At 68.1% G+C, this 19,362-nt stretch carries 14 protein-coding genes; 4 read left to right on the top strand and 10 right to left on the bottom strand.

The features are described from left to right. Positions 1-101: 101 nt before the first annotated feature. Positions 102-869 (top strand): transposase, encoded by a 768-nt coding sequence (locus QF035_RS03645; RefSeq protein WP_307518085.1) that lies wholly within the window; start codon positions 102-104, stop codon positions 867-869. A gap of 446 nt (positions 870-1,315) precedes the next feature. Here the strand turns inward: QF035_RS03645 and QF035_RS03640 are convergent, their stop codons facing one another. From QF035_RS03640 to QF035_RS03625, 4 genes are all read right to left on the bottom strand, one after another. Then, positions 1,316-2,053: a phosphotransferase gene (locus QF035_RS03640; protein ID WP_307518083.1), complete on the bottom strand. Its 738-nt coding sequence runs from the start codon at positions 2,051-2,053 to the stop codon at positions 1,316-1,318. A gap of 174 nt (positions 2,054-2,227) precedes the next feature. Beyond that, positions 2,228-2,671 carry a GNAT family N-acetyltransferase gene (locus QF035_RS03635; RefSeq protein WP_307530873.1) on the bottom strand — a complete coding sequence of 148 codons (444 nt, stop codon included), beginning with the start codon at positions 2,669-2,671 and terminating at the stop codon, positions 2,228-2,230. Between the two features lie 233 nt (positions 2,672-2,904). Further along, positions 2,905-3,585: a response regulator gene (locus QF035_RS03630; RefSeq protein WP_307518082.1), complete on the bottom strand. Its 681-nt coding sequence runs from the start codon at positions 3,583-3,585 to the stop codon at positions 2,905-2,907. Further along, entirely contained in the window at positions 3,582-4,808 is a 1,227-nt protein-coding gene (locus tag QF035_RS03625; protein WP_307518080.1) for a sensor histidine kinase, read from the bottom strand. Before QF035_RS03625 ends, QF035_RS03630 begins: the two co-directional genes overlap by 4 nt. Positions 4,809-5,036: 228 nt before the next feature. On the opposite strand from QF035_RS03625, the gene QF035_RS03620 reads away from it, so the two are divergent. Beyond that, positions 5,037-5,459, top strand: coding sequence for a DoxX family protein (locus tag QF035_RS03620; RefSeq protein WP_307518078.1), 423 nt, complete (start codon positions 5,037-5,039; stop codon positions 5,457-5,459). Between the two features lie 111 nt (positions 5,460-5,570). Here QF035_RS03620 and QF035_RS03615 read toward each other — a convergent pair whose 3' ends face one another. The 5 genes from QF035_RS03615 to QF035_RS03595 form a co-directional block, all read right to left on the bottom strand. Continuing rightward, entirely contained in the window at positions 5,571-8,042 is a 2,472-nt protein-coding gene (locus QF035_RS03615; RefSeq protein WP_307518077.1) for a CBM35 domain-containing protein, read from the bottom strand. Positions 8,043-8,142: 100 nt separating this feature from the next. After that, entirely contained in the window at positions 8,143-8,928 is a 786-nt protein-coding gene (locus QF035_RS03610) for a carbohydrate ABC transporter permease (protein ID WP_307518075.1), read from the bottom strand. A gap of 218 nt (positions 8,929-9,146) precedes the next feature. Further along, positions 9,147-10,076, bottom strand: a complete 930-nt coding sequence (locus tag QF035_RS03605; protein ID WP_307518074.1) for a carbohydrate ABC transporter permease — start codon at positions 10,074-10,076, stop codon at positions 9,147-9,149. 32 nt (positions 10,077-10,108) lie between these two features. After that, a complete protein-coding gene (locus QF035_RS03600; protein WP_307518073.1) occupies positions 10,109-11,443 on the bottom strand; it encodes an ABC transporter substrate-binding protein in 1,335 nt (444 codons plus the stop codon). Positions 11,444-11,548: 105 nt separating this feature from the next. After that, a complete protein-coding gene (locus QF035_RS03595; RefSeq protein ID WP_307518071.1) occupies positions 11,549-12,595 on the bottom strand; it encodes a LacI family DNA-binding transcriptional regulator in 1,047 nt (348 codons plus the stop codon). Between the two features lie 106 nt (positions 12,596-12,701). Here QF035_RS03595 and QF035_RS03590 point away from each other — a divergent pair, with 106 nt between their 5' ends. Beyond that, positions 12,702-14,837: a glycoside hydrolase family 36 protein gene (locus QF035_RS03590; protein ID WP_307518070.1), complete on the top strand. Its 2,136-nt coding sequence runs from the start codon at positions 12,702-12,704 to the stop codon at positions 14,835-14,837. Between the two features lie 96 nt (positions 14,838-14,933). Here QF035_RS03590 and QF035_RS03585 read toward each other — a convergent pair whose 3' ends face one another. Beyond that, on the bottom strand, positions 14,934-17,594 hold the full coding sequence (locus QF035_RS03585; RefSeq protein WP_307518069.1) for a cellulosome protein: 2,661 nt from the start codon (positions 17,592-17,594) through the stop codon (positions 14,934-14,936). Between the two features lie 695 nt (positions 17,595-18,289). Between QF035_RS03585 and QF035_RS03580 the strand changes: the two genes are divergently transcribed. Next, on the top strand, positions 18,290-19,345 hold the full coding sequence (locus QF035_RS03580; protein WP_307518068.1) for a LacI family DNA-binding transcriptional regulator: 1,056 nt from the start codon (positions 18,290-18,292) through the stop codon (positions 19,343-19,345). Positions 19,346-19,362: the final 17 nt, after the last annotated feature.

Genomic DNA, 19,362 nt, shown 5'->3' with positions numbered 1-19,362 from the left:
GCCGACATTTCGGCCGCCAAGCACGCTCAAGCGTTCCCAGAATTCACCGTCAGACGTTGCTGCTTCCCACCGACACAATCAACGGGTGGGATGATCTTGGCATGGCTGGTGTGATCACGGCGTCGGAGCCGTCCTGGATAGCGCCGTTCGCAGGGCTGAGCCCGCGCTGCTTCGGGAAGTTGGTGACCGCGCTGCGCCGCGAAGGTGTCGACAAGGTGCGGCGGGGGCGGCCGTGGGGCCTATCCCTGGAGGACCGCGTGCTACTGGTGACCACTTACTGGCGCACGAACTTGACGCTGCGCCAGCTGGCCCCGCTGTTCGGCATCTCGAAGTCCGCGGCCGACCGCATCATCGACCATCTCGGGCCGTCGCTCGCACTCCGGGCCCGCAGACGGTTCCGCAAGGGCACGGTGCTCATCGTGGACGGCACCCTCGTCCCTACCCGCGACCACACGATCGCCGAACAGTCCAAAAATTACCGGTACTCCACCAACCACCAGGTCGTCATCGATGCCGACACCCGTCGGGTCGTCGTGGTCGGCGAGCCCCTGCCCGGCAACCGTAACGACTGCAAGGCGTGGGAGGAATCCGGCGCGCGAGCCGCCGTGGGCAAGACCCTGACGATGGCCGACGGCGGCTATCCAGGCACCGGACTTCTCATGCCTCACCGCCGCACCCCAGGCGAGGAGTTGTCCGAGTGGAAGCAGGAGCACAACCGCTCGCACAAACAGGTTCGCGCCCGCGTCGAGCATGTCTTCGCTCGCATGAAGACCTGGAAGGTCCTCCGCGACTGCCGCCTCAAAGGCGACGGCGTTCACCACGCGATGCTCGGCATTGCCCGCCTGCACAACCTCAGCCTCGTCGGATAGCAGGCCAGACACACAGTGACCAGTCACGTTCAGCCCGACCCAAAGATCAATTACGGGACAACCCTTAGGAGCGGTATCGGGCGATCATCCCGTACCGCGGAACGGAATCCGGCGGAGCCGGCTAGTACCGCAGTACCACTGACTTCGGACCGCGTCCGGGCCCGGATCCACAGCGTCATCCTCGGCGAACTCGGCGCCCTGGGTTCCGACGACCGTGGTCGGCATATCGACGAAGGGCACGCCCACCGTCGATGCAGTAGGGACAGAAGCGGAGTTGGCCGGGATGGATCCAACCTGCTTTCACAGCACGTCTGTTGTCCGCACAGATGATCCGGTTGACGCCGTACAGCGTGGACAGGTGGTCCAGGCAGCTCGGGGCACGGCAGGTCCTCTTCGGGCAGCATCATCCTTGTCGTCGGCAGGGACGATGCCCGTAATCGAGTACGTCATCGCAGAGCGCGAGCCAGGACGCCCCGGTGGTCCAGGACCCACTGCCAGGCAGCCTGGACCTCCATGACTGCGCCGGCGTCTCGAAGGCCGATCATCGCTCGGTCTCCCGTCTGCGCCGCAGCCTCGATGCCGCGCCAGCACCTGTCCTGCCACCACAAGATGGCCGGGACGAGGTCATCCCGATCAGCCAGCTCATAGGTGTCGGCGACCAACCGCAACCGCCGCGCGCTTTCGTCGATGTCCCTCACCCATGGCCCGAGACCGATGTACTGCCAGCACACATGGGCGACATCGTGAATACGTGCGCCCGGAGCCGCCAAGTCCCAGTCGATGAACGCCACCGGGCGCAAGGCGCCGCCGACTGATCGGTAGACCGTGTTCTTCGGCGAGAGATCGTTGTGACAGACGGCCTCCTGTGACCCGGCCAGTTCGGTGCCTGCCGTCAGATCATGGAACTCCCGCACGAGCCGGGTGACCAGCAACAGACTCTCCTCGGAGTGCACGGCTGACGGCTGCTCTCGTTCCCAGGCCACGTGTCCTTCAAGGTAGGTGAGAACCTCACGCCCATCCTCATCGAGGCCCAGGTACCGCGGTGCACCGGACCAGCCGCGGACCTCAAGGAACCTCAGCAGTTCGGCGACGAACTCTGACCTGGCCGACGGAGGACGGCGCACCGTGGCACCGACCCGCACGACGTGATTGACGAAGCCACCCGGCAGAGACGATTCAGACATCCCTCTACTCTGAATCATCGGGGTCTCCACCACAGCCGGCGTGGCAGAGGCCGACCGGGGCCGACAACCAGGCGGCCGTTGACCGCAGAAAGCGCCCTCAGGCGCGAGCCCTCCAACTCGACAGTCGGCCTACCCATGCGGTTCGACCTCTCCGTCGGTAAGCCGCACTGCTGCTCATTGGGGGAGCCTTCGCACCATGAACACGTCCACCGGATCCTCGATCTCGACGGTGAACCCGTGTCGTTCGTACAGCCGTCGGGCGGGACTGCCCTGCAGCAGGTTCAGCCGGACGAGGGCACCGCTGCGGTCACACCGATCCAGCAGTTCGCGCAGCACGCTCGAACCAATACCGCTGCCCTGAAGCGCCGGGGTCAGGTAGAAGTACTCGAGCCAGTGACAGTGGTCGGCCGGTCGCAGCGCCACGCAGCCGGCGAACACACCGCCCACCTCGATCACCCATGTGTGAGCCGGGTCAAAGCCGTCTCGCAACCGCTGCCGCACCCGATGCGCGTCGTACCCTCCGAGCCGTTCCAGATCCGTCCGAAGCACCGTCGCACGCAACTCGGCCACAGCCTCGACGTCCGACATCGACGCCTGCCGAATAGCCCAGTCCGCCATGATCGCCACGGTACCGCGTCGGCCTTCTCGGTCTCACTGGTGGTGCTCGACGTTGTGCGAGACACCTCCTGTGCGGATTCCCTAAGAGAGTGTGGGCCGTCCAGCCGGATGTTCGCTTCGAAAGCCTCTGGCCTGTCCGCGGCACGCGTGGGCCCCGGACGCCGCACCAGGGGTCACCCTTGTCTCATCTGTACTGAGCGGGCCGAGCGCCCACCGTCATGCGCACCGACGTGTCAACTCGGTGGAGCGTCGCCCGGGCGGACCAGTCCGCTCTCGTAGGCGAGAATGACCAACTGGGCCCGACTGCGGACGCCAAGTTTCGTCATGGCCCGGTTGACATGTGTCTTCGCGGTGAGCGGGGACACGTACAGCCGGGCGGCGATGTCCTCGTTGAACAGTCCGCCCGCGACCAGGGCGAGCACTTCGCGTTCCCGGTCGGTCAGCACGTCCAGCGCCGTCGCGGGGACCGGGGCGGGAGGGGCGGGGTTGCTGAGGAAGCCGTTGATCAGACTACGGGTGGCGCCCGGAGAGAGCAGCGCCTCTCCGGCGGCCACGGCGCGGATCCCGGCAAGAAGATCGGTCGGCTCGACGCCCTTGTTCAGGAATCCGCTGGCGCCCGCCCGCAGTGCGAGCAGCACGTTCTCGTCAAGCTCGAAGGTGGTCAGGATGAGGACCCGGACCCCGGCGAGGGACTCGTCGCGGGTGATGGCCTTCGTGGCATCGAGCCCGTCCATGACGGGCATCCGGATGTCCATCAGGACGACGTCTGCGCGGGCACTGCGTACCAGGTCGATGGCATCGCGGCCGTTGCCCGCCTGGCCGACCACCTCCAGATCGTCCGCGGACTCGATGAGGGCGTGGAAACCCGCCCGGATGAGGGCCTGGTCGTCGGCCAGCACTATTCGAGTCGTCACTGGGCCGCTCCTGACTGGTCCGCCGCCGGCAGAAAGGCATGCACGGTGAAAGTGTCGCCGACGGTCGGTCCGGCATGCAGGGTGCCGCCGAGAGACGCGGCGCGTTCGTGCATGCCGATCAGTCCGTGCCCGGTCCCACGGCGCAGGCCGCCGCCCTGCGCGGTGCGGGGGTTGGCGACCTCGATGGTCAGGCCGTCACCGGTGTACGCGAGGTGCAGTTCCACGGCGGCGCCCTTGGCGTGCTTGTGGGCATTGGTCAGGGACTCCTGGATGATGCGGTATGCGGCGAGGTCGGCCGCCGCCGGCAGCAGACGCGCCTGTCCCTCCTGGCGGGTCCGTACCCGTAGCCCTGCCGAGGCCATGGATTCGAGCAGGACCGGCACGTGGGACAGGCCGGGTGCGGGCCCGGTGGACTCGTCGGGATCGCTCTTCTGTCGCAGTACGGAGAGGACCGTGCCGAGCTCCTCGACGGCGGTGCCGGCGGCGTCCCGAACGTGACCCAGCGCGGCGGCGGCCTGTTCGGGTTTGCTCTGCATCAGGTGCTTTGCTACACCGGCCTGCACACTGATCAGGGCGAGATTGTGGGCCACGACGTCGTGCAACTCCCGTGCGATGCGCAGCCGTTCCTCCATCACCCGTCGGTGCGCCTCCTCCTCGCGGGACTCCTCGGCCCGGCGTGCACGTTCCTCCACGGCCACCATGTAAGCCCGCCGGGTCCGGATCGCGTCGCCCACCGCGACGGCCATTCCGACACCGGCGAGGAGGCCGACATCGCCGCGTTCCCACCATGCGGCGCCCGGCCACTCCCGGCCCGGCCACAGCAGACTGGCGCCGTAGAGGAGGACCGCCGCCGAGCCGCCGAACAGCCATGCCGTCCGGCGCGGATACGCGGTCGCCACGGTGTAGCCGGCGATCGCCGCGGCCACTGTCTGCGCCGCCCGCGCCTCGCCCACCACGATGGTGACGGCCGCAGCCACCACTGTGAGGGCCAGCACCACGCGCGGCCGGCGCCGCCGCACCGCGATGAGCCCGACCATGGCGACCGCCGCCACACCGTCCCACACCTGCAGATCGCGACCCGGGTGCCGACTCTCGGCCTTGCCGTCCCAGACGGAGAGCAGATAGACCAGCGCGAGAAGCACACCGATGATCATGTCCACGACCCGCGGATGCCGCGCGGCCAGAGCCACGATGCGCTGGTGAGCCATACCCGGATCCGCCATGACCAGGACGGTACGGGATCGGAGGCGCCGATCGCGTCGTGCGGCGGCGGTAGCCGACCAGGCGAGATACCGCGGCCGTGGTACGCAGCGCCGACAGCTCCTGCTCCAGCCGCGGAACCCCGCATTGTCCATGGCTGGAGGACGCGGAGCATGACTGCGCCGCGGGATCGTCGAGTCGTCATCGAGGTCGATGAACTCACCCATCAGGAGCGTCCCGTGAACCGATCAATGGCCACCACCCACTCCGATGTGCGCGCCCGCGTCGGCAACATTTCGCTCTGGATCCTCCAGATCGCTCTCGGAGGACTCTTCGCCTTCAACTTCGGGCTCGGCAAGGTGCTGGGCAGCGAGCAGAGCGTGGAGCTCTTCGCGGACATCGGCGTCGGTCAATGGCTGCGCCATGTGATCGGCATCCTGGAAATCGCCGGTGGTATCGGCCTGCTCATCCCGCGCCTGTCAGGCGTCGCCGCACTCGGGCTCTTCGGCGTCATGAGCGGCGCCCTCATCACCGAGGCATTCATCGTTGACGGCAGCCTGCTCACCCCGCTCGTCTGGTTGATCTGCGCCGCGATCATCGCGTGGTTCCGCCGTGACCACACACTCGAGCTGACCCGTCGGCTCCGGTCGCTGCGCTCACCAACCGGGAGCTGACGGATCAGCGCGAGTGTGTGGTCGGGGCCGACACGCTGATGTACCCGGCGTCGGCCCCGGCCTCCCCGACGTCGAGTGCAAGGTGTGGGCCGTCGGGGTGGAGTCGGCCGACTAGCCGATGACCCGGCCCAGTTCGATCCGGTCGATGTTGGGAGCCCACGCGCTCGCGTTCCCGAACGTGACCTTGTTGGAGCCCTTCTTCAGGTCGACGGGGACGCCCACGGTCCAGTAGTCGTCCCAGCTCCAGGTGTTCTTGAAGGTGACCTTCTGGGGGGCGTCGCTGCCCACAGTGATGTCCGCCGTACGGGACATGATGTCGGTGTTGTAGGAGTGGCCGTTGTCGCGCCGGTCGTTGTGCGCGTAGTCGATGACGAGGATGTAGCGGCCGGACTTGGGCGCGTCCACCGTGAACTCGGCGGTGCTGGATGCGCTGTTGCCGAGCCAGCCGATGTAGGAACCGGCGGAGGCGTGGGCGGAGTCGACGAGCTTGGCACCGCCCGTGAGGGTGGCCGAGGCGCCCTCGTAGGAGAGAGCGCCTGACGTCGAGCCGGCGCCGGAGACGTCGAGGGAGCGGACGGAGGCGCCCTTGGCCGTCATCGCGATGCGGTTGTTGCCCGCCACGAGGTACAGCCGCAGGGCCCGGCCGGGTGCCGCCGTCACCTTTTCACCGTGCAGCTCCAGCTTCACCGCCGCGTTGGCGCGCGACACCACGGTGTAGTAGCCGTCGCGCGGTGCGTAGGCGTCGAAGACCGCCTTGTCACCGGAGCGCAGGACCAGGGCGCCCGTGCCGACCCCCGCCGACGAGGAGTAGTCGTAGGACGGCTTCCCGCTGATGTCCGCCAGCGTGGCCTCGTACGACGCGGAAGGCGCGGCGGCGGTACGGGCGGTCAGGTCGATGCGGTCGAGGGTGACCTCGGCGTCGTCCTTGGCCAGCGTCAACACATGCCGACCGGCCGGGAGTTCGACGGTGACGTCCTTCTTGGCGCGGTAGGTCCAGTTCTCGGTTGAGGGATAGGAGACCGTGACCGGGTCCTCGCCGTCGGTCGAGAGCTTCTGCGTGGCGGGTGTCCCGGACTGGTTGCCGTACAGGATCGCCAGGTCGTACGTGCCGGCCGCGGGCACGTCCACCGTGAAGTCGACCTTGCTGGAGGCCGTGTTGAGCGAGCCGACGTCCTTCGTCCCGGAAGCCGCGTAACCGTTGGCGTTGCTGACCGTGCCCTGGGTGTAGACCTTGCCGTCGGTGATGGCCGCGTCCTCGGCCTCGTACGAAGCGGACCAGGGGACGGAAGCGGTGGACGGGGTGCCCGAGCCGCCGGGGGTGAGGGCGATGCGGTAGGCGGACATCTTGTGCATGCCGCGCAGTGGGACGGTCACCGAACCGTCGGCCGCGACCCTGACCTTCGTACGCGCGAGGACACGCGGCGCCGCGTGCTGGCCCTCGTAACCCGACCAGGCGGACTCGGCGACGGTCGCGGTCACCGTGCGGCCGAAGACGGACCGGGAGACGTTCTGGACCACGACGTCGGAGTCACCGGCCGAACCGCCGAGCAGGACCTGCGCCTGGCGCCGCTTCTTGTCGTACGAGGCCAGACCCTGGAGGGTGTCGATGCTGTTGGCCTGCGGCGGGGTCACCTTGACGGTGTTGCCGGTCAGTCCGGCGTACCAACGGAAGAACCACCAGCCGCCGTTGGGTATGTTCGAGCGCACCACGTTGCCGTCGAGGTTGCCGGCCGCGTCCCAGTAGGCCTGGTTGGCGTACACCTTGTTCCGCTCGAACATCGAGACCCACTGGGCGAGTTGGCCCGGCACGGACAGATCGCGGCGGTTGGCGTACTCGTCGATGTTGATCTTCAGTGGTGCGATGCCGAGGTTCTTCTCGATCGCGCGGTAACTGTCGTAATTCCCCTGGAAGTTGCGCAGCGAGCTGGAGTCCAGCTCGTGCCAGGTCATGATCTGGGGGAGGACGTTCTCCCGCTTGGCGAAGGCGAGGAAGTCGGTCAACAGGCGTGTGTGATAGCCGGATTCGTTCGGGCCGGCGATCCTGGCGTCGGGATCGATCGCGCGGATCCGCTGGTACACCGTCTTCCAGTCCTTGAAGAACCGGTCCCGGTTGACCTCGTACTGTGCCTGGTCGGAGGTGCCGAGGTTGTACCAGATCTGGTCGGGCTCGTTGAACGGGATGTAGACGAACCGGTCGCTGTTCGGGTCGGCAGACACCTCCTTGACGATCTTGTCGACCTTGGGGAGGTAGTCGTCGATGCCGAGATCCTCGTACGGCCACTTGGAGTAGATGTCCTGCATCATCACCAGGATCTCGCCGCCGCCGTTGCGGAAGAACGACTTGGAGACGGTGAGCGCGTCGCCGTTGGGGTGCTGGGCGCCGCCCTCCGGCTTCTGCGAGACGCTGGTGATCTTCAAGGGTGCCAGCGCGGCGTCGCTGGGCACGCCGTCGTCGCTGACCCCGTACAGGGTGCCGTTGGCGCCGTGCATCACCGGGCCTTCGGAGGCGGCGAGGTCGACGGTGACGCGCTGCGGGTCGGCTGCGGCGGTCGCGGTCCCCGCCGCGGGGAGGGTGCCTGCCATGGCGGTGACTCCAAGTACGGCTGTGACAAGGGCGGTTCTGGTACGGGACCTGGTACGGGATCTCGTACGGGTGGGGGTGCTCACGCTGTTGGACCTCCAGTCATTTGACGGCTCCACTGGTGATTCCGGACACGATCTTTCGCTGGGCCACCAGGAAGATGGCGACCATGGGCAGGCTCATCACCACGACGTACGCGAAGACGAGATGCCAGTTGTTGAGGTAGAGCTGTGCGCTGGCGACCTTGTAGAGGTTGAGCGGCAGGGTCGCCTTCTCTCCGCCGCCGAGGACGAAGAAGGCATAGAAGATGTCGCTCCAGGCGTAGAGCATCACCATGATCGTCGCGGTGGCGATGACCGGCCTGAGCAGCGGCAGAATGATCTGCCGGAAGATCCTCAGCGGCGTCGCGCCGTCCATCCGTGCGGCCTCCTCCAGCTCCACGGGGATGGCCCGGATGAAGCCGGTCATGAAGAAGATCGACGTGGAGAGGTACATCCCGGTGTAGACGGCGATCATCCCGGGGCGGGTCCCCGCGAGCCCGAGCTGACGCAGTTCCATGACGATGGTGATGACGGCGGGCGGCAGCAGCAGCCCGCTGATGCAGAGCGCGTACGCCGCCGAGACCAGCTTCGACTTGCGGCGCGCGAAGACCCAGGCGGCGCCCGCCCCGAGGATCAGTACGAGGGCGACCGAAGGCACCACGACCAGCAGGGAGTTGAGGAAGCCGCGCAGCATCTCGCCCTGGCTGACGGCCTCTTCGTAGTTTCCGCCCGGCTGCCAGTGCCGCGGCAGGTCCAGGTTCGGGGTGATCGCTTCGGCCTGCGGCTTGGCGGAGGTGACGGCGACCAGCCACAGCGGTACGCCGACGGCGAGGGCAGCGATGGCCACGATCAGGGTGGGGCGACCGATGCGCCACAGACGTGGGCCGACAGTTGGTAGACTCACCGACGTGTTGCGCGAGAACCAAGCCAGCACTTCAACCTCCCTTCTTTCGGGGAACCGGGCTGGTTCCAACCCGGCTGGTGTTGATCGTGTGAGTCTCGGTCGCTCGTTGAGTGACCGAGCAGTGTGAGCCAGGAATCCTCCTCGCCCGCGAGGAGGAGGGTTCAAAGCAGTTGCTCCCTTCGACGCAAGCCGAAGACAAGTGGAATCGCCAAGGCCACCACGATGAGGAAGAGCACCAAACTCATCGTGGAGGCTTGCGCGTACAGCCCCTGCCCGAATACGCGGAACATGTAGATGTTGAAGACCTCCGTAGAGGCCGCGGGCCCGCCGCCCGTCGTGGCCTGCACGATGTCGAAGGTGTTCATCGAGCCGATCAGCGCCGTGGTGACGTTGAACGTGAGGGCGGGTGCCAGCATCGGCCAGCGCACCGACCAGAAGGTCCGCCACGGCCCGGCGCCGTCGCACTTCGCGGCCTCCAGCATCTCGCCGGGGATGCCCTTGAGGCCGGCCAGATAGATCAGCATGGACAGGCCCATCCACTTCCAGCCGTGGATGACGGTGACCAGGACCAGCGTCCAGGTCGTCGAGCCGAGCCAGGGGATGTTGGTGCCCAGGAGCCCGTTGACGGCGCCGTCCTGGTTCAGCAGCGCCTGGAAGACGTAGCCGGTGGCGAGCGCCGAGATGAGTACCGGCAGGAAGAAGACGGCGCGGAAGAACCGGTTGAACCGGGAGTCCTCCTCCAGCAGCAGCGCCAGCACCAGCCCGAAGCCGTTCTGGAAGACCGCCGCCAGCAGGGCGTACACCAGCGTTGTACGGATCGCCCGCAGCAGTGAGCCGTCGTCGGCGATGGTCTTGAAGTTGTCGAGGCCGGTGAAGGCGATGTCCGGGTGGTACGAGGACCAATTGGTGAACGGGTAGTAGAAGTTGAGCAGGTTCGGCACCAGGAAGAAGGCCGCGAAGACGGCGATCGCGGGAAGCGCGAACCACCAGGGGTGGTGGACGGCGGCGCGGGGCAGCCGTCCCACCTTTCTTCCCCGGCCCTTGGCGGGCGCCGGTTTCTGCGTACGCGTGCGTATGGCCGTGTCCGCCATCGGAGAATCCCTGCCCGTCGGGTCGGTCGGGTCTAGAAGCCGGTCGCTCCCTGGGCCTTGGCCACCTGAGCGAACTGGTCCTGGATCGCCTGCGCGACCTGCTGCGGGCTCTTCTTCCCGTAGAGCATGTCGGCGAGATACAGGTGGGTGTCCGGCGCGACGATCGCCTTGGCCTGGAAGACACCGATGGCCGTGGGCAGCGCGGCGACCTGGTCCTTCGACGCCTGGGGAAGGCCGTCGGGAGTCGGCACGGACGGCTGCACGGAGGGGATCTTCATCGCCTTGATGTAGTCGGGGTAGTCCGGCCCGAGCCAGAAGGCCATGAACTGGCGGGCGGCGTTCTGCCGCTTCTCGTCACCCGTCTTGAAGGCGACCACGCCGTTGGTCTGGTCGGGGGAGAACATCCCGGTGGCGGAGGAGTTGGCGATCGGGAACCAGCCGATCTTCTTGTCGATCTCGGCTGTGGAGTACTTGGCCTGCAACTGGCTCTGGAACGAGGTGACATTGAGGACCATGCCGGACTCGCCCTTCCAGAGGGAGTCGGCCTGCCCCGTGAAGGTGCCGGTCTTGTAGTTCTTCTGGGCGAGCCCGGCGTCGAGCAGCTTCTCCTTGTACTTCTTGATGGCGGCGACGACGACCGGATCGGTCCACTTCTCCTTGTTCTGGTTGAGGTCGGCCCACCACTGCTTGTCGAGGTCGGTGAGCTGCACCTGCGCCTGCCACTGCAGCGGCCACTTGTCGCCGCCGGCCTCGTAGAAGCCGGCCGCGTCGGTCTTGTCCGTGATGGTGCCGCCGAGTGCCAGCAACTCGTCGTACGACTTGGGGAAGTCCTTCTCGGTGAGCCCGGCCTTCTTGAAGACGTCCTTGTTGTAGTAGACGCCGAGCATGGAGGGGCTGGTGACGATCGCCGCGTACCGCTTGCCGTCGATCATGCCGAGCGACTTCTCGGTGTCGCCGAGCTTGGACTCCCACTCCTCCCCGTCGAGGGTGAGGAGGTTCTGCTTCGGCTGGATGAAGGGCAGCGTGGAGATGGACGGCTGCCAGAACATCAGGTCCGGCTTGTCGCCGGAGGCGAGCTTGGTCGGCACGTTCTGCTCGTACGGGTCGGGGATGGCCTGCGCCTCGACCTTGGCGCCGGTGGCCTTCTCGAAGGCGTCGATGACCTGCTTCGGCGCGTTGATGGTGTTCTGCGCGGTCCACATGGTCAGCTTCACGCCGTCCAGGCGCGCGGTCGGGTCGACCTTCGTCTGCTTGCCGCCCGAGTCGGAGGAGGAACCGGAGTCGCCGGCGGTGGGGTCACTGCACGCGGTGGCGGACAGAGCGGCGGCGCATATGAAGGCCAGCGCAGGCAGGGCTCTTCTCTTCATGGTGTGCCTTTCGCGAACGGGCTCAGGTGGGCGGATCGGAAAGCGGTCCGGCTGAGGAGGTGCGAGCGGGCGGTTCGGGTGGAGCGAAGCCAGGGGGGAGCGGGTTCACCCGCGTTCGGGCGGTGGCCCCGAGCTCTCCCGCACGATCAGCTCCGGTACGGAGACGGGGTGCGGGGCGATCTGCGCGGACTCCTCCAGCACGCCGTGCAGCAGGGCGAACGCGGACCGCCCGAGCCCGGTGAAGTCCAGGCGTACGGTCGTCAGGGACGGGGTGAGATAGGCGGAGTGCGGGGCGTCGTCGAACCCGGCCACGCTGACGTCGTCGGGGATCGCCCGGCCCGTCTCGTGGAGGGCGCGGATGACCCCGAGCGCGAGGTCGTCGTTGCCGCACAGAATCGCGGTGACGTCAGGGTTCCCCGCGAGTTTCAGTCCCGCCGCGTGGCCGCCCGCCGGGCCCCAACTCCCTTGCAGCGGGCGGGGTTGCGGCGCTCCGGCCTCGTTGAGCGCCTGCTGCCAGCCGGTGGTACGGGCGCTGGTGCGCCGGGTGCTGGACGGGATGGCGACGTAGTGCACGGTCTCGTGGCCGAGGGAGAGCAGATGGCGGGTCGCCTTGTAGGCGGCCTCGCGGTCGTCGGCCCACACCCAGGGACGGTCGTCGCCGGGCGGGCTCGCGGGGGTCTCCACCACGCCGACGACCGGCAGATCGGCGGGCACCGCGCCCAGGGCCCGTACACCGGCCGGGTCGTATGCGATCACGATCAGACCGCCGCCGGCGTCCGCGGACCGCTGCACCTGGGCGGCGACGGCTGCCTCGTCGGTCCCGTCGGCCGATTCGAGAACGCCGATCCCCACGGTGTAGGAGGCCGCCCGCGCCGCCTCCTCGATGCCCTGGAGCACCGAGGCATAGCCGTAGTGCGTGGTGTTGGAGGTGAGCACGGTCACGGTGCGGCTGCGTCCGCTGGCGAGGGCGAGCGCGGTGGAGTTGCGCCTGAACCCCAGTTCGTCGATGGCGGCGAGCACCCGCTCCCGGGTGGACGGCTTGACGCTGGGATGGTCGTTGATCACCCGGGAGACGGTCTGGTACGAGACCCCGGCCTCGGTCGCGACATCCCTGATACTCACCGAGCGCCTTGTGTGACCGGTCACATTCATGCCAGGATTGTGACCGGTCACATGAGGCTCGTCAAGAGACCGTAATCATGAATTCACGCGGCAGACTCAGACCGCCGTCAGCGGCGGTCAGCGGGAGGGGAAGACGTTGACCGTTACGTCGGACGCGGCGGGCACGGCCCCCAACGACACTCACCAGAAGGTCACTTGGGGTCACCGGGCGCTGGAGACGGAGTTCGCAACCGACGCCGACGGAGTCCTCAGGTTGGTCCGCCTGGCCCGCCCCGGCGACCCGGTGTCCGAGGCCGGCTCGGACGCCCCTCTCCACCTGGTGGAGCTCACTGCCCTCGGCCACGGAAGCGGTTGGTCGGGTCCCCGTTTCACCGGCACGGCCTTCGGCGCCCGGCTGCGGTACCGAGGACACGCCACCCAGGAACGCGACGGCTGGACGTACTTGACCGTCGAACTCCACGACCCCGGGACCGGGTTGACCGCGTCCGTCGAGTTGTCCTCGCCCGTCGGACTGCCCGTGCTGCGCTCCCGCGTCCGCCTCCGCAACGACGGGGAAGAACCCCTCGTCGTCCAGTCCGTCAGCAGTCTGCTGCTCGGCGCCCTGCCTTCCCCCGACAGCCTCGACGTGCACCGCGCCCGCAACGACTGGCTGGCGGAGTGCCGTTGGCACACCGAGCCGCTGCGGGACACCGTCGCCGACATCCATGTCGACGTCCATCAGCACGACAGCCGGTCAGCACTGACCCTGGCCGGACGCGGCAGTTGGCCCACCGACGGGCACCTTCCGATGGGCGCTCTCACTGAACGCGGGGGCGGCCGGGCCTGGTTGTGGCAGATCGAATCCCCGGCGGGCTGGCGCTGGGACCTGGGCGAGCGCGACCACGGTACGTATCTGGCGCTGAACGGGCCCATGGACGCGGAGCACCAGTGGCGGGTCCGACTGGCGCCCGGCTCCGAATTCACCACCGTGCCCGGCGTCCTGGCCCTCGGTTCCGGGCTGGACGACGCCTTCGGCGCCCTGACCTCGTACCGCCGTGCCGTACGCCGCCCGCACCCGGACCACACCACGCTGCCGGTCGTCTTCAACGACTACATGAACACGCTGATGGGTGACCCGACGACGGAGAAGCTGCTGCCGCTCATCGACGCGGCCGCCGAAGCCGGGTCGGAGTACTTCTGCATCGACTCCGGCTGGTACGACGACGGCACGGAGGGCTGGTGGGACAGCGTCGGCGAGTGGCTGCCTTCGTCGCGCCGCTTCCCCGGCGGCGGAATCCATGAGGTCCTCGACCGGGTCCGGGAGCGAGGGATGGTGCCCGGGCTGTGGCTGGAGCCGGAGGTCGTGGGCGTGCGCAGTCCCGTCGCGGACTCGCTGCCGCCGGACGCCTTCTTCCAGCGTGACGGCCTGCGTATCACCGAACAGGGCCGCCACCAGCTCGATCTGCGGCACCCCGCCGCCCGTGCGCACCTGGACAGGACGGTGGACCGGATCGTCGGCGACTGGGGGGTCGGCTACCTCAAACTGGACTACAACATCGTGGTCGACCCGGGGACCTGCGCCCCCGGGGACTTCGCGCCGGGAGCAGGGCTGCTCGGCCACGCCGAGGCGTACCTGGACTGGCTGTCCGAGGTGCTGGACCGGTACCCGGGTCTGGTGATCGAGAACTGCGCCTCGGGTGGGATGCGGATGGACGGGGCAACACTCGCCGTCACTCAGCTCCAGTCCACCAGCGACCAGCAGGACCCGCTGCGCTTCCCGCCGATCGCCGCCGCCGCGCCGACGGCGGTCCCGCCCGAGCAGGGCGCCGTCTGGGCCTACCCGCAGCCCGAGTTCGACGACGACCTGATCGCCTTCACCCTGGGTGGGGCGCTGCTCGGGCGGATTCACCTCTCGGGCCACCTGAACCGGATGTCGGAGCGCCAACTCGGGCTCGTACGGGACGCGGTGGCCGTGTACAAGTCGATCCGCGGGGACCTCGCGGAGGCCATGCCGTTCTGGCCGTTCGGTCTTCCGGGCTGGACGGACGAATGGCTGGCCCTGGGCATGCGGGTGCCCGGTGACAACACGTCGTACCTCTCGGTCTGGCGCCGCGGCGGGGACACCGAACTCCATCTGCCGGTGGGGGACTTGGCGGGCCGGCAGGTCCGTGCGGAGATCCTGCACCCGTCCGCTCCGACAGCCGGCTCGGCGGTCTGGGACGGGGCCGGACTGCGGGTGTCGCTGCCGCGCACGCCCGCCGTCCTGCTGATCCGCCTCACGCCTGGCGTATAGGGACACGGGTCCTGCACGGGCTGCGGAAACGCGTGGATGCCCAGGTGCCGACCGGAGTCCGGTCGGCACCTGGGCGTTCCGAGGAGGCTCGGGCTGCTACTTCTCCGTCAGCTGAGTGACGGCGACTTGGTCGATCACCGGTGCGTACGGAGATCGCTGGTCGTACTGGTTGTAGGTGTCGCCGTCGAAGTCGGGGAGTTCCTGCGCGGTGAAGGTCAGCCGATTCGTGCCCTTCTTCAACGTGACCGGGACGGGCAGGTCCCGGAAGCTGTTGAAGTGGAAAGTGGTCGGGAACAGCACCCGGTGGGCCGGCCCGCCGTTGACCGAGAGGTCGGCGTGGCGGGCGATCGGGTCGGGGTTGTAGTGGGTGGCGGGTGCCTGTTCGGCGTTGGAGTAGCGGATGGTCACCGCGTGCTGTCCGGACCGCTTGGCGACGACGTCGAGGGTGAGGGTGTTGGCTTTTCCGTTGCCGATGTCCGTGACCGCCTTGCCGCCCGTGGCGAAGGTGTACGACTCGGTTGCCTTGGCGGCGCCGGTCAGCGTGCCGGCCTCCGCCTGGTACACCTTCGTCGCCAGATTGCCGCCGGACGGCGCGGTCCGTAGCCGGTCGAGGACCAGCTTGCCCGAGGTGCCGGTGACGGTGATCTTGTTGATGCCTGCGGACAGGAACACCCGCATGACGTCCGTGCCACGCTTGCCCGCCCCCACCTTGGGGATGTCGAGCTTCTCGCCGTTGAGGGACACCTTCGCCCGGCCGCCGCCGAGGTGGTCGAGGGACACGGCCGCCTCGCCGTCGGTGGGGGAGTGGACCCAGAAGGTCGCGGAAGCGCCCTTGGGCAGTGGTACCGCGCCCGGCCCCGAGGCATTGCGGTAGTCGTAGCCGGGCCGGGTTCCGGAGACGGTGGCGTACTCGGCCTCGTAGATCGCCGGCCGGGTCACGTTCTCGTCGCGCAGCGCCAGGTCCATCTTGTCGATGATCGCGTCGCCCTTGGTGACGCCGAGGTCGGGGTCCTGGGCGGCGAGCGTGATCCTGTGCTTGCCGGCGGTGAGCTTCACCGTGGTGTCGGTGTGTCCCCAGACCACCCACTTGTAGCCGAGTGGCAGCCGCAGTTCCTGCGGGTCCTTGCCGTCGACGCGCAGGAAGACGTTGGTGGGGCCCTGCTCCTTCACCAGGTCGAACAGGTTGTAGGAGTTGGCGAAGACACTCAGGTCGTACGTCCCGTTCTGCGGGACGTCCACGTCGAAGGAGAGCACCCCGTCGGAACCGGTGCGCAGGCCGCCGACGTTGTAGTTGCCGGAGGTAGCGAACTTTCCGACGTCGGAGGGTGTGCCCTCAGGGCCGTTCTTGGAGTAGCCCCTGCCGGTGTAGGTGGCGTTCTCCGCCTCGTACGTCTTGCGCCAGCTGACGGAGGGATCGGCCGGCTTCCCACGGTTTCCACCGGGGGAGAGGATGACCTGGTACGCCGACATCTCGTTCATGGCGGTCATCGGCAGAGTCACCGTGCCGTCCTTGCCGACGGTGACCTCTTGGTCCGCCAGTCGCAGCGGCTGCGCCGAGTCGCCGACCTGCCCGGTCCACGGGATCTCCTGCACGGTGGCGTGCACCGTCTTGCCGAACAGCTTCGGGTCGATGTTCTGGAAGACGATGTCCGCGTCGCCGCTCTTGCCGCCGAAGATGGCCCGGGACTGCTTCTTCTTCTCGTCGAGGGTGGCCACGCCCTGCAGCGTGTACTGCTGGTTCGGATGCGGCGCGGTCACCTTCACCGTGTGCCCGGACATCTGGCCGTAGGCGTTGAACAGCCACCACTGGCCGTTGCCCTTGTTGGCGTCGACGGCCGAGTCGTTGAGGTTGCCGTCGATGTTCCAGTACGCCAGGTCGGCGTCGATCTTCGACTCCTCGATGGCGGACACCCACTGGACGACCTGGCCGGGTACGGAGAGGTGGTAGTTGTGGCCGTACTCGTTGACATTGATCGGCAGCGGGTCGATACCGACCTCCTTCTCCCACTGCCGGTACTTCGCGACGCTCGTGCGGACCGCGGCCGGGCTGGACAACTCGTGCCAGGTCATCACGTCCGGGATGACGTCGTTGGCCTTGGCGTACTGCAGGAAGCCCTTGACCTGGTCGAAGAGGAGGGAGGTGTTCGGGCCCGCGATCCGCGCGTTCGGGTCCAGGCTCTTGATGAGGCGGTAGGTCTCCTTCCAGGCTGCGAAGAAGTCCTTCGGGTCGTTGAGCCAGGAGGTCTTGTTGTAGCTCCAGTTGCCGGTGCCGAACATGTTCCCTTCGGGTTCGTTGAAGGGGACGTAGACGACGTGGTCCTTGTAGTCGCCCATGGTCAGGACCTGCCGGACCTGCTTCTTGATCTTCTCCTGGAAGTCGGCGAGCTTCGCGGGACCGTCCGCTCCCGGCCACTCGTAGGGGAAGCCCCGGTAGATGTCGGTCATGTAGATGTAGACGTCCTTGCCGCCGGAGTCCACGAACGGCGGCAGGATCTCCAGCGCGTCGGCGCCGGGGTGTTGCGGGCCGTCCTGCGCCTTGGTGGACACCGTGCGCAGGTGCATGCCCTCGATGAGGTTGCGGCTCGGCGCTCCGTCGCCGTAGATCCCGTACAGGGAGCCGCTGGCACCGCCGTGGAAGGCGCCGGTGTCGGTGGCGAGATCGATGACGAGCCGTTCCGGCTCCGCGGCCTGGGCCATACCTGCTGACGGTACGGCGAGCATGGTGGTGAGGACGGCCGCCACCGCGGCGGCGCCCATCGTTCTCTTTCCTGGTCGCACTGGGTCTCCGTGGGTTCCGTGGTTTCTCGGACACTGGGTCCGACGCGTGTCGTACGTGGAGGCGGGGCCGTACAGCGGTCCGGCCCCGTTCCGTCGGGGAGCGGCTCGCAAGGTCGAACCGGTTCGATTCCGCGCTGCGAGACAGGAGTCGTTCCCGTTCGGGTTCCAGTTCGGTGGTGCTCAGGATGCGGGTTTCGGTCGCGCCCGGCCGGAGGGTGCGGAAGGGACGAGGAGCAGGGGCCCGGCGACACCCCAAGGCATGGGTGACGCCTCGATTGCGGTCATGGGCCCTCGAACTTCATCGAACCGGTTCGGGGAAGCTAGCACCGAGGAAAACGGCCAGCAATAGCCCCGACACATATCTCTTCTGGCTCTATTGGGGCCGCGCACCGCCTGCCGTCCCGAGGGGGGCGAGGGTGCCCCGGCCCGTCGGATCCGGCCCCTGGCCTGCTGGTGAGCGGCTGCGCAGCCGGTCAGGCCAGGAGTCATGCCTCCGTGCGCCCAGGTTTCCGGGCCGTTGCGAGAAATTCGGTGCGAGGCGTTGACACTCGTCCGGGTTGCTCCTAGCTTCACTTCACGCGAACCGGTTCGACGGTCGGCACCAGTCCGATCTCGTTGACTGCAATCATCGAACCGGTTCGCCCGACCTCGGCAGGATCTCAGCAAGGAGTCCCGTGAACATCGGTGAGATTGCCAAGCGGGCCGGTGTCTCGCGGAGCACCGTGTCCTACGCACTGAGCGGGAAGCGCCCCGTGTCCGAGGACACCCGCCAGAAGATCCAGCGGGTCATCGACGAGCTGGGCTACCAGCCCAACGCGAGTGCGCGCGCCCTGGCCAACGGCCGGACCAACACCATCGGTCTGGTCTTCCCGCCGGCCGGGAACCACTACACCGGCATGCAGCTGGACTTCATCGGCAGTGTCACCGAGGCTGCCGCGGCCTACGACTACGACGTGCTGCTCTCTCCCAGCGGTGCGGACAGCGACCGCTCGTTCCAGCGGCTGCTGGGCGAACGCCGGGTCGACGGCGCGATCCTGATGGAGATCCGGCTGGAGGACGACCGGCTGGAGCACCTCGCCGCGGTGGACTTCCCCTCCGTCGCCATCGGCCGCACCGCCCACCCGGAGGGCAGCTGGTGGGTGGGCCTGGACCACACGGCACTCGCGGCGGCCTGTGTGCACCACCTCGCGGACCTGGGCCACCGCAGGATCGCCTTCGTCAACCGGCCCGAGCAACTCCTGCGGGCCGGGTACGAGTCCGCCCACCGGGGGCTCGACGGATTCACCAAGGCCGCGGCGGAGCGCGGGCTGACAGTACGGACGTACTGCTGCGGGGACGACGCCGCCTCGGGCCTGGCCTGTCTGGAGCGGATCCTGCACGACGAGCCCGCCACGACGGCTTTGGTCACGCTGAACGAGGCGGCGCTCGGCGGCCTCTACCGAGGGCTGGCCCAGGCCGGCCGCCATGTACCGCGCGACTTCTCCGTCACCGGGGTGGTGGCCAGCAGGTGGGCGGAGACGGTGACCCCGCAGCTCACCGCGGCCGACGTACCGGCGGAACAGATGGGCCGCCGGGCCGTCGAACTGCTCGTCGAGCGGCTCGACCACCCCGACACACCGGCCCGGCATCACCTGCTCACGCCGCCGATCTCGTTGCGGGCGAGCACCGCGCCCGCCGGCACCACGCCCACCGACTCGGCTCCGGACTTCGGCGCCTCTACGAACGGCTGACCGCAGCTCGACGCGGC

This window comes from Streptomyces umbrinus (assembly GCF_030817415.1).
Lineage (GTDB): Bacteria > Actinomycetota > Actinomycetes > Streptomycetales > Streptomycetaceae > Streptomyces > Streptomyces umbrinus_A.
This window is presented reverse-complemented; position numbering and strand designations above follow the sequence as displayed.